Annotated in this window: 14 protein-coding genes, 1 pseudogene and 2 other annotated features; of the genes and pseudogenes, 3 read left to right on the top strand and 12 right to left on the bottom strand. The window is 47.1% G+C overall.

Annotated elements, in window-relative coordinates:
* Positions 1-241: 241 nt before the first annotated feature.
* Positions 242-2182 (top strand): ABC-F family ATP-binding cassette domain-containing protein, encoded by a 1941-nt coding sequence (locus tag MHI51_RS05215; protein ID WP_405173644.1) that lies wholly within the window; start codon positions 242-244, stop codon positions 2180-2182.
* Positions 2183-2588: 406 nt separating this feature from the next.
* On the opposite strand, the gene MHI51_RS05210 is transcribed toward MHI51_RS05215, so the two are convergent.
* The 8 genes and pseudogenes from MHI51_RS05210 to MHI51_RS05175 form a co-directional block, all read right to left on the bottom strand.
* Positions 2589-4124, bottom strand: coding sequence for a 2-isopropylmalate synthase (locus MHI51_RS05210; protein ID WP_036676518.1), 1536 nt, complete (start codon positions 4122-4124; stop codon positions 2589-2591).
* 236 nt (positions 4125-4360) lie between these two features.
* Positions 4361-4641 (bottom strand) — a binding site (T-box leader).
* A 52-nt stretch (positions 4642-4693) separates the two neighbouring features.
* Positions 4694-4987: a binding site (T-box leader), on the bottom strand.
* A 42-nt stretch (positions 4988-5029) separates the two neighbouring features.
* Positions 5030-6079, bottom strand: a complete 1050-nt coding sequence (tsaD, locus tag MHI51_RS05205; protein ID WP_076219611.1) for a tRNA (adenosine(37)-N6)-threonylcarbamoyltransferase complex transferase subunit TsaD — start codon at positions 6077-6079, stop codon at positions 5030-5032.
* Entirely contained in the window at positions 6076-6600 is a 525-nt protein-coding gene (gene rimI, locus MHI51_RS05200; protein WP_076219610.1) for a ribosomal protein S18-alanine N-acetyltransferase, read from the bottom strand. The genes tsaD and rimI overlap by 4 nt, the downstream gene beginning before the upstream one ends.
* A complete protein-coding gene (gene tsaB / locus MHI51_RS05195; RefSeq protein WP_342410460.1) occupies positions 6597-7427 on the bottom strand; it encodes a tRNA (adenosine(37)-N6)-threonylcarbamoyltransferase complex dimerization subunit type 1 TsaB in 831 nt (276 codons plus the stop codon). Before tsaB ends, rimI begins: the two co-directional genes overlap by 4 nt.
* Positions 7428-7432: 5 nt before the next feature.
* Positions 7433-7915 (bottom strand): tRNA (adenosine(37)-N6)-threonylcarbamoyltransferase complex ATPase subunit type 1 TsaE, encoded by a 483-nt coding sequence (gene tsaE / locus MHI51_RS05190; RefSeq protein WP_076274402.1) that lies wholly within the window; start codon positions 7913-7915, stop codon positions 7433-7435.
* Positions 7916-8068: 153 nt separating this feature from the next.
* Positions 8069-8211: pseudogene (locus MHI51_RS05185) on the bottom strand (multidrug resistance efflux transporter family protein); the annotation flags it as partial.
* Positions 8212-8360: 149 nt separating this feature from the next.
* Positions 8361-8546: an H-type small acid-soluble spore protein gene (locus MHI51_RS05180; RefSeq protein ID WP_036676525.1), complete on the bottom strand. Its 186-nt coding sequence runs from the start codon at positions 8544-8546 to the stop codon at positions 8361-8363.
* Between the two features lie 31 nt (positions 8547-8577).
* Positions 8578-8748 carry a hypothetical protein gene (locus MHI51_RS05175; protein WP_175620005.1) on the bottom strand — a complete coding sequence of 57 codons (171 nt, stop codon included), beginning with the start codon at positions 8746-8748 and terminating at the stop codon, positions 8578-8580.
* Positions 8749-8887: 139 nt separating this feature from the next.
* Between MHI51_RS05175 and MHI51_RS05170 the strand changes: the two genes are divergently transcribed.
* Positions 8888-9859, top strand: coding sequence for a Ku protein (locus MHI51_RS05170; protein ID WP_076276848.1), 972 nt, complete (start codon positions 8888-8890; stop codon positions 9857-9859).
* A 12-nt stretch (positions 9860-9871) separates the two neighbouring features.
* Positions 9872-10819: an RNA ligase family protein gene (locus MHI51_RS05165; protein WP_076276847.1), complete on the top strand. Its 948-nt coding sequence runs from the start codon at positions 9872-9874 to the stop codon at positions 10817-10819.
* A gap of 37 nt (positions 10820-10856) precedes the next feature.
* On the opposite strand, the gene MHI51_RS05160 is transcribed toward MHI51_RS05165, so the two are convergent.
* The 4 genes from MHI51_RS05160 to MHI51_RS05145 all read right to left on the bottom strand — a co-directional run bounded on the left by MHI51_RS05160 (position 10857) and on the right by MHI51_RS05145 (position 14775).
* Positions 10857-11663 carry a hypothetical protein gene (locus tag MHI51_RS05160; RefSeq protein ID WP_342410456.1) on the bottom strand — a complete coding sequence of 269 codons (807 nt, stop codon included), beginning with the start codon at positions 11661-11663 and terminating at the stop codon, positions 10857-10859.
* Between the two features lie 26 nt (positions 11664-11689).
* Positions 11690-12505, bottom strand: coding sequence for a hypothetical protein (locus tag MHI51_RS05155; protein ID WP_341001256.1), 816 nt, complete (start codon positions 12503-12505; stop codon positions 11690-11692).
* Between the two features lie 519 nt (positions 12506-13024).
* Positions 13025-14209 (bottom strand): hypothetical protein, encoded by a 1185-nt coding sequence (locus MHI51_RS05150; protein WP_405173643.1) that lies wholly within the window; start codon positions 14207-14209, stop codon positions 13025-13027.
* Positions 14173-14775, bottom strand: coding sequence for an RNA polymerase sigma factor (locus tag MHI51_RS05145; RefSeq protein WP_256717243.1), 603 nt, complete (start codon positions 14773-14775; stop codon positions 14173-14175). The genes MHI51_RS05150 and MHI51_RS05145 overlap by 37 nt, the downstream gene beginning before the upstream one ends.
* Between the last annotated feature and the right edge of the window lie 24 nt (positions 14776-14799).

Here is a 14799-nt window from a genome sequence, read left to right as displayed (position 1 = left end):
CGGCCTCCCCCTCTTATTCATCCCTAGCTTATCCTTGTTTGTAAATCCAGTTTACCACTCTTCTCCCCGGTTCGCCAAGGTGGATAGAACTGTGTTATCGGACTAGGTCGTTATTCCCTCCTTACATTAGATCGAACCCTCGCTTGGGAAACGCTTTTCATGTAAACTATAGAATAAGTTGTTCATACGGCTGAGGGATAAATACCAAAGCGAAATATGCAAGGGTGGAGGTTTCATCGTTATGCTTCTTCAAGCGACAGGAATTACTAAATCATACGGTATACAGAACGTACTGGATGGCATAAGCCTACAGGTAAATGAAAAGGAACGTGTCGGGCTAGTGGGTGTGAATGGTGCCGGCAAATCAACTTTTCTACAAATTCTGGCCGGTGAGATGTCTTATGACAGCGGTCAAATTCATAAATCAAAAGAAACAACAATCGGATATTTAGCTCAGAATAGCGGACTGCAATCTGACAAAACCATTCATGAAGAAATGATGGCGGTCTTCGCTCCGCTGATCGAAGCCGAAACTGAGCTGAGAGAGTTAGAAGTAAGTATTGCTGATCCTAAGCTCGCGGAAGACCCCAAGCGGTACGAAGAACTGCTTGAACGATATGCGCGGCGCTCGGATTGGTTCAAGGACCACGGTGGCTATGAAATGAATACACGGATTCGCAGTGTCCTACACGGCATGGGCTTCAGTGATTTCCCACCAGATACACCCATTTCTACCCTTAGTGGAGGCCAAAAGACCCGGCTCGCGCTGGCCCGTATTTTGCTTCAGGCTCCAGATCTTCTGATGCTGGATGAGCCTACTAACCATCTGGATATCGAAACGTTAACGTGGCTGGAGGATTACCTCCGCAGCTATGCTGGCGGGATTCTGGTTGTATCCCATGACCGTTATTTCCTAGACCGTCTCGTGACCACTATTGTAGAGATCGAGCGGCACCAGTCCCGGCGTTATACGGGTAACTACAGTCGTTATGTAGATTTGAAGGCTGCCGAATATGAAGCACGGATGAAGCAATATGAGAAGCAACAGGATGAAATTTCTCGAATGGAGGATTTCGTTCAGAAAAATATTGTCCGGGCTTCCACCACAAAACGTGCGCAGAGCAGACGCAAAGCGCTTGAGAAGATGGATCGTCTAGATCGTCCAATGGGCGATCTGAAGAAGGCTAGCTTCTCCTTTGAGCCAGACTTCATGTCTGGAAAAGAGGTGCTTCAAGTGCGCAATGTTGCGGTTGCCTTTAATGAAGGTTCACCTTTATTCAAGGACGCTTCTTTTGAGCTTCGTCGCGGGGAGACTGCTGCCCTGATCGGTCCCAATGGTATCGGTAAATCCACATTGCTGCAGTGTATGACCGGAACCCGTGAGCCTTCTGCTGGAACGGTGAATTGGGGCACTAAAGTAAAAATTGCTTATTATGATCAGGAACAGACCCGCCTTAATCCACAAAATACGGTTATGGAAGAACTGTGGAGTGAATATCCAATGATCGAGGAAGCCAGAATTCGTACGATCCTTGGTAATTTCCTTTTTAGCGGAGAGGATGTTCTTAAGAAGATTTCCGCACTCAGCGGCGGCGAAAAAGCTCGGGTTTCCTTATCTAAACTAATGCTCCGCGGTGCAAATATGCTAATTCTCGATGAACCTACCAACCATTTGGATCTGGTCAGCCGTGAGGTTCTGGAATCTGCTTTAATTGATTTCGAAGGCACCCTGCTGTTCATCTCCCATGACCGTTATTTTTTGAACAAAATGGCGGAACGGGTACTGGAGCTACATCCCGAAGGGATCGACCAATACCTCGGCAACTACGATGACTATGTCGAGAAGAAACGAGAATTAGAAGAGATTGCAAAAGATGCCGCTGAACTAGCTACTAAAAACGTCAATAAGGACAATGCTGTACCTGAAAAAAGCGCTGTAACCTCTTTTGAAGCAGACAAGCAGGCTAAGCGTGAAGAGCGTAACCGCAAACGGCGTATCGCAGAGCTTGAGGAGAACATCGCCTCACTTGAAGAATCAATCGTATTTATAGAGCATGAAATGACTAAACCTGAAGTTTATCAGGATTATTTAGCACTTCAAGGTTATGAAGAGGACCTGAAGAACAAAAAATCTCAGCTGACAGATTTCTTTAGCGAATGGGAAATCCTTGCTGACGAATAATGTAAACCCTCCTTATAAATATTTTTTCATCGTTCTAGATTTGTTCATAAATAGTTATCCACAGCTCTATACACAGGTTTCGTGTATAACTCCCTACTTCAAAAGACCCTTCGGGGTCTTTTTTATGCGTTAAATCGGTATTTTCAAGGAAAAGGAATTATTATCCACGGATCTATCCACATTATCCACAATTCTCACAGTGTTTCATTGCCAACAAAATTGTTTATTAGAGCATTTTGAAAAAAGCCGTTATTGCTGATTTTACGCACTTTTTACACAACTCAGGCAGAATATGTGGATAACGTTGTCCACAACTTGACAAAAGACGTAACCCCATTTTACAAGACTGATTTTCTGCTAAAAAAGAACCCGCTATCTCCTAAACTGACAGCGGGCACGTCGTATTTTAGACAATCTGTGTAGAGAGCAGGGCGGCATTACAGGCTGCGATATAAGCGATGCCTGCCGCCATAATTATATCTTGGTGAGTGGCCGTGCCTCTGAATTTAAGGCCCTCCCACTCCACCATCACCGCTGCCTCTGCTTGCGCATTCTCTCCGCTTCCAAGCGAATGAAGCTCGAGTCCTGCAAAGTCTATCTCCTCAGCAATCCCTTGCCCAATAGCGGCGATAATCGCTTCAAGCGGACCTTCACCAGTGCTGGTATGTGACGTTTCCCGGCCAGTCTGCAGATGGCGTACCGTAACTGCAGCTACACGGCGCTGGGCACTGCCCGCCAATACCTGAACCTCACCCAGCTCATAGACCTGAGCTTGTTGTCCAGTTGTACTGCTTACCATTTGCAGCAGCTGGTCATCACTGACGACCTTTTGACGGTCAGCGGTCTCTTTAAAGGACTCATAAAGTGCATCCAGCTCCGCAGGCTCCAGCGTTATTCCATACTTCGCAGCCCGATCCTTCAGCGCATGTCTGCCAGAATGTTTGCCCAGAATGATCATGCTGCGGGGGATGCCCAGCCGTTCGGGATCCATAATCTCATAGGTACTACGATCCTTGAGCAGGCCATCCTGATGAATCCCGGATTCATGCTGGAAGGCATTTCTTCCGACGACCGGCTTGTTATAGGCGATTGGAAAATGCATCGCTCCACTAATCAGCCGTGAAGTATCATACAGTTTATCGAGCACGATGCCTGTTTCTGCACCGATTGCATCGCCGCGGGTTTCGAGCGCCATAACAAGCTCTTCCAGTGCGCAGTTCCCTGTGCGCTCGCCTACACCATTCACGGTGACTTCTATCTGAGTCGCCCCTCCATCAATCGCTGCCAGACTGTTAGCTACAGCCAGCCCCAAGTCATTGTGACAGTGGGCACTATAGCTGACCTTGCCGCCGCCTCTTGCTCCCTGCCGCACTCTCCGGAACATCTCGCCATATTCATGTGGCAATGCGTATCCTACTGTATCCGGCAGGTTAATAATGGAGGCCCCTTCCTCTATAACTGCTTCAACCATTTCAATCAGATCATCAATCCCTGTCCGCGCAGCGTCCATGGCCGTGAATTCAACTACATCACAGAATTGTCGCGCATAAGCCGTCATCTCGCGCGCTTTAGCTACGACTTCAGCTCTGCTCATACGCAGTTGATGCTGCAAATGAATATCAGAAGAGGAAATGAACAAGTGAATCCGCCGACGTTCAGCATCTTGAGTCGCCCGGACTGCAGCATCGATGTCTCCTTTTACGGCCCGCGCGAAACCACAAATCTCCACGTTGCGCACCTTGCGCGAAATCGTCTGCACCGCTGCAAAATCTCCAGGACTCGATACCGGGAACCCCGGCTCCATTACATCAACACCCAGATCAGCGAGCTTATAGGCCAGTAATATTTTTTGTTCAGGAGTCAGACTAGCCCCAGGGGCCTGCTCACCGTCACGCAGGGTCGTATCGAAAATTTGAATACGTTTCTTAACTGGAATAATCATCTGAATTCCTCCTAGTTTTGTTTTCATGTAATTGGATGCCTTATCTCTATCCTATGCTTCGGCGCAGAACCACACGTCGACTTGCGGTTCTGCTCATTTCCCACCCACTGCTGCCGGCAGCTGAAACAAATGAATCTCTGCACAATGTGCAGAGTGTTCACTTTTGGCGTCTTATGTAGCGATGAGTCCATTCCCCGGACTTCTTCTACAAGAACGCAAAAACCCGCCGTCTCTAATAAAGAGACGGCGGGTTACCCCTCCGCGGTACCACTCTTTTTGACGCATCGGCTGTCTTAATAACAAGCCTTAAAGCTGCGTCCAGCTCTTCTTCCCGGTTCAAGCTGGCGTGCCAGCTTAAATCCGGAAAGGTCCGATAACGAGGACAGCCGTAGGCAGCGTACTCTTGTTCCGCCGCTCCGCTCCCGGGCGAGCTTCAAGAAATCCGGTGACTGCGTCGCACCAACCCGCAGCTCTCTGTTCACCGTCAAACTCTACTACTCCCGTTCTTAGCGTGTATTATATAAATTATTCACCACTCTAAATCCATACAAAAAAGCCTGCCATCTCATTCAAGAGACGACAGGCTGTTAACCTTCGCGGTACCACTCTTGTTGATGCTCTGTATCAGCTAAGTTCCTGCCGATTCCAATTGAACATCCACTCTACGGTCCAGTATGTTAGGTACTAGACCACCCTATTACGGAGGTTACCCGTAAACGGTGTACAAACGTTCCGGCGACAATTGCCAGTAATGTTCCACCGCTCCGCTCCCAGACGAGTTCAGGACTCCTTCGACTGCGTTGCACCCACCCGCAGTTCTCTTATCCCAGAGTATCCTTACTACTTCCGCTCATCGCGTTTGCTTGTTTAATTGAACTGATTATACTCGTTAGCTCCAAATGATGTCAATAGGCAGATACAGACCATTGTTCCAGTGAGAAGCCAGGGTCAGCAACCATATCCAGCGGTATTCCACCGTCATGCTGCCACTTCACGTATGCAGCCGCTCCAATCATCGCCGCATTATCCGTGCAATACACCGGTGGAGGAATAATAAGTTCAATGCCCTCCGTTTCACAGCGTGAAATTAATGCCGAGCGGAGTCCGCCATTAGCAGCGACCCCCCCACAGAGCAATAACTGTCTGGAGTTAGTGGCTTTAACGGCGCGTACCGCCTTTTCCACCAGCACTTCAACTACGGATTCTTGGAACCCCCGGGCGATGCCTGCGACATTGGGTTCAAGACCTTTCATTTTGCTCTGATTCACCACATTCAGCACCGCCGATTTTAGACCGCTGAAGCTGAAATCATAAGAGTTCGGCTCCAGCCATACCCGCGGCAATGCAACAACTTCCGTCGCTTCGCGTGCCAGGCGATCTACATGGGGTCCGCCGGGATAAGGGAACCCTAGCGCCCGAGCCACTTTATCATATGCTTCACCTACAGCATCATCACGCGTGCGGCCGATAATTCGAAACTCACCCTCACGCTCCATATGAACCAGTTCAGTATGTCCACCTGACACCACTAGTGTCATACATGGATACTGCAACTCTGCAACCAGACGGTTAGCATAGATGTGGCCTGCAATATGATGCGTGCCAATTAACGGCTTGCCCCATGCAAGAGCAAGGCTTTTAGCTGCTACTACCCCGACCAGTAAAGCTCCCACCAAACCCGGGCCTTGAGTCACCGCTACCGCAGTCAATTGTTCGGGTGTAACGCCTGCCTTGGCGAGCGCTTCCTCGATTACGAGCGTAATTACCTCCACATGTTTACGGGAAGCCACTTCTGGCACCACGCCCCCAAAAGCGCGATGTGTCTCTATTTGACTCGAGATGATGTTGGATAACACTTCTGATCCGTTTTTGACCACGGCCACCGAGGTTTCATCACAACTGGTCTCTATAGCAAGTATTAGTACAGGTTGATCTGCGCCCGTTTCTGTCTTCATTTCAAGTCCACGCTTCCTTCCAAATAGCCATGCTCCTTATACTCCGGTAGATCCGCCCACATAATGAGCGCATCCTCGCGATTATCGGAATAATATCCTTTGCGCGTGCCGGCAGAACGAAAGCCTTTTTTACGATATAAATTCTGAGCTACCTCGTTGGATACCCGTACCTCAAGCGTAATGGATTTCATGCCTACGTAAGAGGCTGTATTCATTAACTCCTCCAACAGGCGCTCCCCCCATTTACGTCCACGATAAGCTTCGAGTAAGGCAATATTCGTCACATGCGCCTCATCCACGATAGCCCACATTCCAGCATAGCCAATGATATGACCCGCCAGCTCCATGACCATGTATTTAGCAAAATGATTATGCGTCAGCTCATTCCGGAAAGCTTCCTCCGTCCACGGCATGGTAAAGGCTTCGCGCTCAATAATAAGAATGTCCGGAATATCCTCCAGCTTCATCAGACGAAAAACAAGGTCAGCCTCTTGTGCTCTCAATGCTTCCACTTCCGTCATCGTTTTAAGCCTCCTTTACTACTTAACCGCAGATTGGCCTCCGCTTCCGAAATCTGAGTATAGTTAGGGATCAAGCTATGAATATCATCATTCTCTACTTGCAGCCGGGCTTCACCAAGGAAGCCTGTCCAGCGGCCCTCCAGCTCATATGGAACAGCTACAGAAGTGCCGAGTTCCGCCAGCGGATGTAGTGATTCTTCGCTGCCATGTACAGCGGTTTCTCCAACAAACCATAGAATAGCTGGTTTAGTTCCTTCAGCTGAAGCCTGTTGTAAACGTTCTGCCAAGTACTCCACCCAGTCGGCCATCAACCGGATGGCATCTGGTTCAAGGCGGCTAAGAGAACTATTCCCATCCGCTGCGAATAATCCTGTGTAGACCTGTCCCCGACGCGCATCCATCAGTGGAATGATCCAGTCTGGACCGTAGCCACTGTTCGCAGTGGCTTGGCCTGACTCTGCTGTCGTCTTATTCTTAAGGGCTATTTCATACCCACCCCATGCCACAGCATGCAGGCTCGAAATACCAACTACCGGGACATTCCATGCCCAAGCCAGTGTTTTGGCAGCGGTAACCGCGATCCGTGTTCCCGTATAAGATCCCGGGCCCACACCAACCGCAATCCCGCCCAGATTAGCAACGGTTGTTCCCGAAGCTTGCAGCGCCTGCTCTATAATCGGCAGCAAATGCACCGAATGATTCCGTTCACCGGAAGCATTAATTTCATGCAATAATTCTCCATTCTCGGTCACTGCAACCCCCAATACGGCAGTTGATGTATCCAGCGCTAAAAGCCGCTTGCGCGGCTCTGTATTCTCGTTCGTCATTTTTATTAACCCCACTTCTGGATCAGCTCCCGGCAAAGCTCACCATAAGGCTCCCCGATTGCGGTCACCGTAATGATTCTTTCCTCCGGTCCAACTGTTTCCATGTATATATGCATATGCCGCGGCGGCATTAACTCCGTAATAATACTGCTCCATTCTACCAAACAAACACCCTGACCATAGAAATACTCATCCAATCCAAGCTCATCTGCTTCCTGAAGTGAAATCCGATATACATCCATGTGATATAACGGCAGACGACCTTCGTACTCTTTAATAATAGTAAAAGTAGGACTGTTTACGATCCCTTTCACTCCAAGATGGCGAGCATAACCTTGCGAGAAGGCCGTTTTTCCTGCGCCTAGATCACCGTCCAAACCGATAACCATGCCTGCCGTTGAAGCAGCAGCTATTGCACTTGCCAGTTGCTCCGTATCCTGCAGATTGTAAGAACGGTAAGTGAACACCGTTTCGACTGTTTTGTCCAACTACAACTACCACCTTTTAAAATATACCTGTCGAAAACCATTACATTCAATTATATCGGTATGGTCCATCCACCGCAACAACTGTCCCGCCCATTGTTTAAGCCGAAGGAGGTACAGCCCTCTTCTTCACTTGCGTGGTTAAGCTGAATTTCGATACCGAACGCTGCGAGAATGGGTGGCTTCGACTGCCGTTAATCCGCTCATGCTGCTCCTACCATATCTGTAGCTTGAAAGAATAATACTGTGGCAATAACTCCTGAACACAGCGCAACAATAATGGACTGTCCTGCCTGATCCAATATATTGGTTTAAATCTTACACCGTCAACCTTGACGTCAGTTATGCTCCAAATCAAAAAAGAGACCTTTACGCAAACTTAAGCATAAAAAGTCTCTTTTTTTAAAACTATAATTCAGCTTTAACGTACGCTCTAAGTAGACCTTTGTTAGTGCTCTTGCTCTTCGAGTCGTTCAACACCCACAGTGTGCGTATTGGTTGGTCGAGAGCCAACTTGTACCGTAGCCATTCCGTTCTCTTCATCCACATGTTCAATCCATACAGGCTCCCCATCCAAATGTACACTTACAGTTTCTTTAGAAGCATAAATATCCTGTGCCCGTTTGACGTCCACAACTGTTCTCCTCCTTTATCTTTCCTAAAGTTTACGATTCTAAGGGTGACGTATCTTCGAGGGTTCGTTCCGCATCCAGCTTTTCCGAATCGGAAACCTGACTGGCCTCCGTGGACGCAATAATGCTCTCCCAATCCACAACTGTGGCCGGAATATCCTGCTCGCTCAGCGTATCGCTCCATTCGTTATCTCTTGGTTCCATACCTTAGATTCTCCTCCTCAACTTCACAGGTCCGAGTTTATTTTTTCCCAAGCTTCTCAAAAAATGCACCCGGCTAGAAAAGCCTTTCCTGCCTCATACTAACCCAAAGCAAATCAACTTAGATCAGGAGGTGTTTCTCATGCATACCGTTTGGAAAGGAGCCATCAGCTTCGGGCTTGTGCATGTTCCGGTTAAAATGTTCTCCGCTACGGAAGACAAGGACATTTCTCTGCGTTATATCCATAAGGAGTGTGGCAGCCCGCTGTCGTATGTACGCAAATGCCCGGTGTGTGACAAAGAGGTAGCTTGGGAAGAGATCGGTAAAGGATATGAGTATGAAAAAGGGAAGTTTGTGCTCTTCGACAAAGAGGAATTGGATCAACTATCCGACGAGACCAGTAAAAGCATCTCCATTCTCGACTTTGTAGACCTGACGGAGATCGATCCGATTTATTTTCAAAAAACCTATTATTTATCCCCGGATCAGGCAGGCTCAAATGCTTATCGACTTCTTATGGAGGCCATGAAGCAGACAGGTAAAATTGGTATCGCCAAAATTTCAATCCGCTCAAAAAGCAGTCTGGCAGCGATCCGTGTGCTTGAGGATTGCCTTGCGATTGAGACCATTTTTTATCCTGATGAGGTGCGGCCGATCTCGCAAGTGCCTGGTCTGCCCGAAGCAGGGACAGTGAACGATAAAGAGCTGGAAATGGCTAAGCTGCTGATCTCACAGCTATCCACTCCTTTTGATCCGGCAAAATATACCGATGATTATCGCCAGCGTATGCTTGATCTGATCTCACATAAAATTGCAGGCGAGGAATTTCATATCGCTCCTGCTAAACAGGAAAGCAATGTGATTGATCTAATGGCTGCCTTGCAGGCTAGTATTCAAGCTGTGCAGCATATTCCTTCAGACCCTGGTCCTTCATTAACAGGCAACACAAAAACCAAAACTAAAGCGGCTCCTGCTGCCAAAAGAAAAACAGCCAAGACCAAAACAACCGCCGCGGAACCTGCGGAGCAGCAAAACGAGGTCTCCGGGCCGGCTCCAGTCATCACGCCAAAACCGAAACGCCGCAGCACGAAAAGCAAAACAACCGTATCTTAGGAGGCTCTGCGGATGAAGCTTCAGCCCATTATTCCTTTTGAACCTATACTGGCTGGGCAGCTTCCAGCAGGTGACCAGTGGATCGCACAAATTAAATGGGACGGCGTACGGATGTTGTCCTATTACGATGGAAGCACTACTCAGCTTATTAACAGACGTGGCAATTACCGTACCACGCAATATCCAGAACTTATTGATGTATCTGCTTACTGCAAGGCTGACTCCGTGATTCTTGATGGTGAGATTATCGCGCTCAAGGACGGCAAACCCTCATTTCATGAGGTGATGCGGAGGGACAGTTTGAAAAACGGTTCCACAATTTCCGTCGTTAGGCATCAGGTTCCTGTCATTTATATGATTTTTGATATTCTGTTTTATAATGGCCAATCGACGATGGATCAACCATTATTCTTGCGGCAGCAGCTGTTAAGTGACATTCTGCTGCCGCATCCCCATGTTCAAGCTGTGCCAAGTTATACCGATCCTACAGAACTGTTCGCCGCCACTCAGAACCAGGGCTTGGAAGGAATCGTCTGCAAGGACATCAACAGCACTTATGCTCCGGGCGGAAAAGATAAACGTTGGCAGAAACGCAAAATCAGTTCTGATATTACAGCTGTAGCCGGGGGTGTGACGTTCCGTGACGGTATCGTCAACGCACTGCTTCTTGGTCTTTATGATGATAAAGGAAATTTGCATTATATCGGACATGCCGGTCCGGGAAAATTGACTGTGCAGGATAAACGCGACTTAACTGCGGAGGCACACCGCCTTAAGCTGGATCGGATGCCCTTTGCAGATGTTCCACAGCGAGGCAAGGGTGCTTTTTGGATAAAGCCGGAGCTCGTCTTCAAAGTTCATTTTCTGGAATGGAACACCTCGGGCACTCTGCGTCAGCCTGTTACTCAAGCTAAAGTGGATCTTCCCCCGGAGGCATGCACAATAGAGCAAAAAGGATAAAAGAACGTCCTCCCAATCTGAAATGGGAGGACGTTTCTTATTGTGCTGTAAAACTTGTTACAAGGGCCTCAAGCTCTGCCTTTGTCTGCGCAGTATTTTTTGTACTCGTAAGTGTATAATCGACACTTCCATCAGCACTGGACCATACCAGCTGGACTTTAAGATCACCGTGATGAGGACCAAAAACTGTGTAAATCGCCTCAACCCCGTTGAGGGTCAAGCTCTCATCCTGATCCCCAGGCAGCTGGGCCAAAGTCACCCCTTCCGGTAGCGTGTATGCGGGTGCAGATCTTAAATTCAACCTCTCTCCATTTCGTAGATAGGTGATAGAGGTTTCTGTATTGCTCCACTTCAAGCTTTGCGAAATCACCTTTTTACCACCAGCTTGGGCTTTAGCTTTTAACTGATCCCTAAGGGTTTTATACTCTGAGCTAAAAAACATTGGAATCACTGGATTTAAAACGACATCCTGTAACTTATAATCCTCTGGTAGAGAAGTAGGTATCAGGAGTGACTTCCCGCTTAATGAAAGTAACTTCTGCGCCGCTTCGTTTATAGAACTGAATCTATATGGCATATAGCTTATACTCAAGGTTTCATGTGGATTAGATTTCTTATCATTTACATACAGGATCTTAAGTTCGCCTGCTTGTAAGGGAACTGTATTTTCTTTGGCAATCAAAGCTTCAATCGTTGAAGATATGGGCGTATTCTGCTCAACGGGTACGGTAGCTTTACTTTTATTATTACTCCCCGCAGGCACTGCGCCTGCTGTTCCACTCACCGCACTTATCAATACTAATAAGCTTAAGGCTGTAATCGCCGCGCTTTTCTTAATCATCATTATAATATCCTCCTTTAGCCCCTTGGTTATTTGATCATGGTTTTAGCTACCGCCAGCATTTCATTTGTCGTCAGCGTACTGGCCCGATTGTCTGAAAGGGTATATTGTATCGTGCCTGAGTTATCCAGCCATACTAGCTTTGTGTTAAAGCTTGCGTCTTTAGCGGAATCAGTTGTAAGTACTACTTTTCTGCCGTTGACCGTTAATTCTTTCTTAGATTCCGAAGCTCTTACAAAAGGTACCGCTCCTTCCGGAAGTTTGGATGGCGGCGACCCAGTTACAATGCTAAAATTGGCTTTTCCTTTCGCATACAGCTGCATAGACAAATTCGTCTGGTTCCAGCTGATGATTTTACTAAACAACTGTTTATTAGAATTACCAGCAACCGCTGCTGCCTTCAATTCCTGCTCTAGTTGCAAATACAGCTCTGAATCATTAGCTACAGCCGGTGGATAGATGATGGCTCTCGCCAGAGTGAAGCCTTTAGGAAGATTTCCGGGCTGCGGAATAGACGGACCCTTTAGCGCTTTAAACTTCGCAGCAAAGGATTTATAGTCCTTAAAAACAAACCCTTTGCCAGAGAAGCTGATCGCATCCTGTGGATTGGAGACTTTATCCCGTACGTAGTAGGCCAAAAGCGTACCTTCCTTCACTCCAGCTACGAGTGCCTGCAATTCCTTTTGGGTCTTCTGATCGGTTTGTGATGCAACCTGCGCTCCTGATGCCGCCGCAATTGTAAGAGACAAGCCGGGTACATCCACACCCCCGGCCACTCCTGTTCCCAGCAAGATTGCTGCAGAGAACGCGATAACTGTTTTTTTGAAATCAGAATGGAGCTTCAATTTCTAACATCCTCTCCTTCAATAAGGTAAATGTATTTTCACCCCTGTTTTTTAACTACACTTCTATAACAATCCAACATTAGAAAAAGGGACATTTTCTCACAAAAAAGAGGCTGTCCCAAAAGCCATGAAATAGTTGCTTGGGAAAGCCTCTTTTTTGTTCTTAACATTACAAGTAACGCATCAAGTGATGCTCCTAATGATGCAATAAGTGAGCACTTATAGAACAATTGGGGAATCTCTCCCTAAACCTCAGATATTTCTGTCCACAGAACGTATCGCCCATAGTCCACCGTCACATATACCACTAATTCCACAAATCATCTACTGCAAGCCGCACGAAAATCATACATAGCACATCGCCCACCGCCCCAACCATTAACATAGAACTCTACGCGTGGCATATCGTCACATGGCACAGTAAAATCCATTATTCCCCTATTCCATAAAAAAGCTGCCTCCCAAGTAGAATTCACCACTTTTGAGACAGCTTCTCATAATGTACAGTTAGAACAGTAGCTAGTGAATAAAACTGGTGGCAATCTTTTGCCATTGCTCACAAGTCAGTTTATTCTCCTGCTTGTCGCTCAGAGAAAGAACCATCTGGGTGGCTTCATCATACCAATACAATCGATTCTGAGAAGACCAAGCATTCTTCCCTTTTCCAGTACCCGCCGCGATAAATATTGCCTCTTTACCTGTACCTGTCACAGACCATTTTTCAGCAGTCTGGCCTTCCAAGATAGTCACTTGCATGGTATAACCCTTAAAAACACTCTGCCTTAAGGATAGTGTAATTCTTTGATCTCCGTTGTGGTAGGTAACCTCAGCATTATCTATGGAATTTGCAGCTATCTTCTCCATAAACAAGTTTTGTCCAGTTTTATCGGTTGTAGCCTTTTTTTGAAATTGTTCAAGGATTTCTTCATATTCTGTGTCTAGCGACTTGTATAGGGGAGCTGCATTAAAAGTTCCTTGCTCGAATTCATAACCATCAGCTAACGAGGAAGGCAACCCTGGCCAGAAATCGCCAACCGTTTTTAATTCTTTTACGAAGTCTTGATATTTCGAATACACCGGCGAAATAAAAGCAAACTGCAATTGATTTCCATAGCCTAACCCTAACTCCAGCTTATTTAATTCAGCATCCTTCACATAATAAGCAGCCATTTCCCCAGTGTTTAAACGAGCAAGCACTTGCTCTTTATAAGTCATAGATAAGCTCTGATACTTCTCTATCGCAGGCGAGGTTGTCGGATCAGGCGTATTATTATGCACCGTCTTCACAACAGCCTTCCCTCCGCTGTTCACTAGTGTAATAATACCACCTTGGGGTTTTGAGATATCAATTGTAACCTGGCTACCTTGTTCCGATAAATCTCCATCAGCAGATAGCTGAAAAGCACCCAACCCGATAATCCCTAGCAATACAGCCGCGGAGACTCCTGTGAGCACTCTTTTTCTAAACCTAGACGGGTGTTGGGGCATCTCCTTTTGCTTCTGCATAATAGGATCTTCCGGTTCTGGGAACGGCTTCAGCTCGATAACGATGTTCGTCCTTTCACCGTCAATCCTATTCTGTTGTTCATGAATTGCTCTTACCCGCTTCATAACAGCTGCTTTTACATCCAGCTCTTCGCAGCTCCCTACCGCATCCATTTTCTTGATCATTTTCTCTTCAACAAAGCCTCGTTGCCGCACCATTCCGTTCCCCCTTTCTGAGCATTCAGCATTTTGCCAAGCTTCGTAATCGTTCGCCTGTATTTTTTCTTCACAGCATCAGTATTCTTATCCAGAATCTCCGCAATCTCCGGGAAGCTCTGTTCCTCAAAGATTCTAAGTACTAACAGGTTTCGCTCCTCTGTCTTCAGCTTCTCGAGGGCAAAAGTCAGATGTTCGTTAAATATGTAACGGTCCATCAACTGTTCCGGGCTTTCTGCAGGCGGATCTGGTTGAAAAAGCGCCATAAACTTTATTTGGCTTTGACGTTTGCGGATCAGACTGAGGCAATGATGGTAGGCAATTTTATATAGCCATGAAGAGAAGCTCGCGATAGGGCGGTATGTGCCTATATGCTGATATGCCTTTACCAGAATTTCCTGTACTGCATCCTCCGCTTCAGTACGGCTCCCAAGCAGCCGACAGCAATAGCGGTAAATCGGCTTTTGAAAAGCCTCGACGATCAAGGCATAGGAATCTACCTCGCCTGCCTGTACCCGAACAACAGTGTGCTCGATCCCGTCCAAAATCAGCAAACTCCCCTTTCTCATTAACGTATATCCTTATAAGTCTTA

The organism is Paenibacillus sp. FSL H8-0260, assembly GCF_045040625.1.
In the GTDB taxonomy this organism is placed as follows: Bacteria; Bacillota; Bacilli; order Paenibacillales; family Paenibacillaceae; genus Paenibacillus_AQ; species Paenibacillus_AQ odorifer.
The sequence above is the reverse complement of the archived record's forward strand: the minus strand, read 5'-3'. Positions and strand labels throughout refer to the sequence as shown.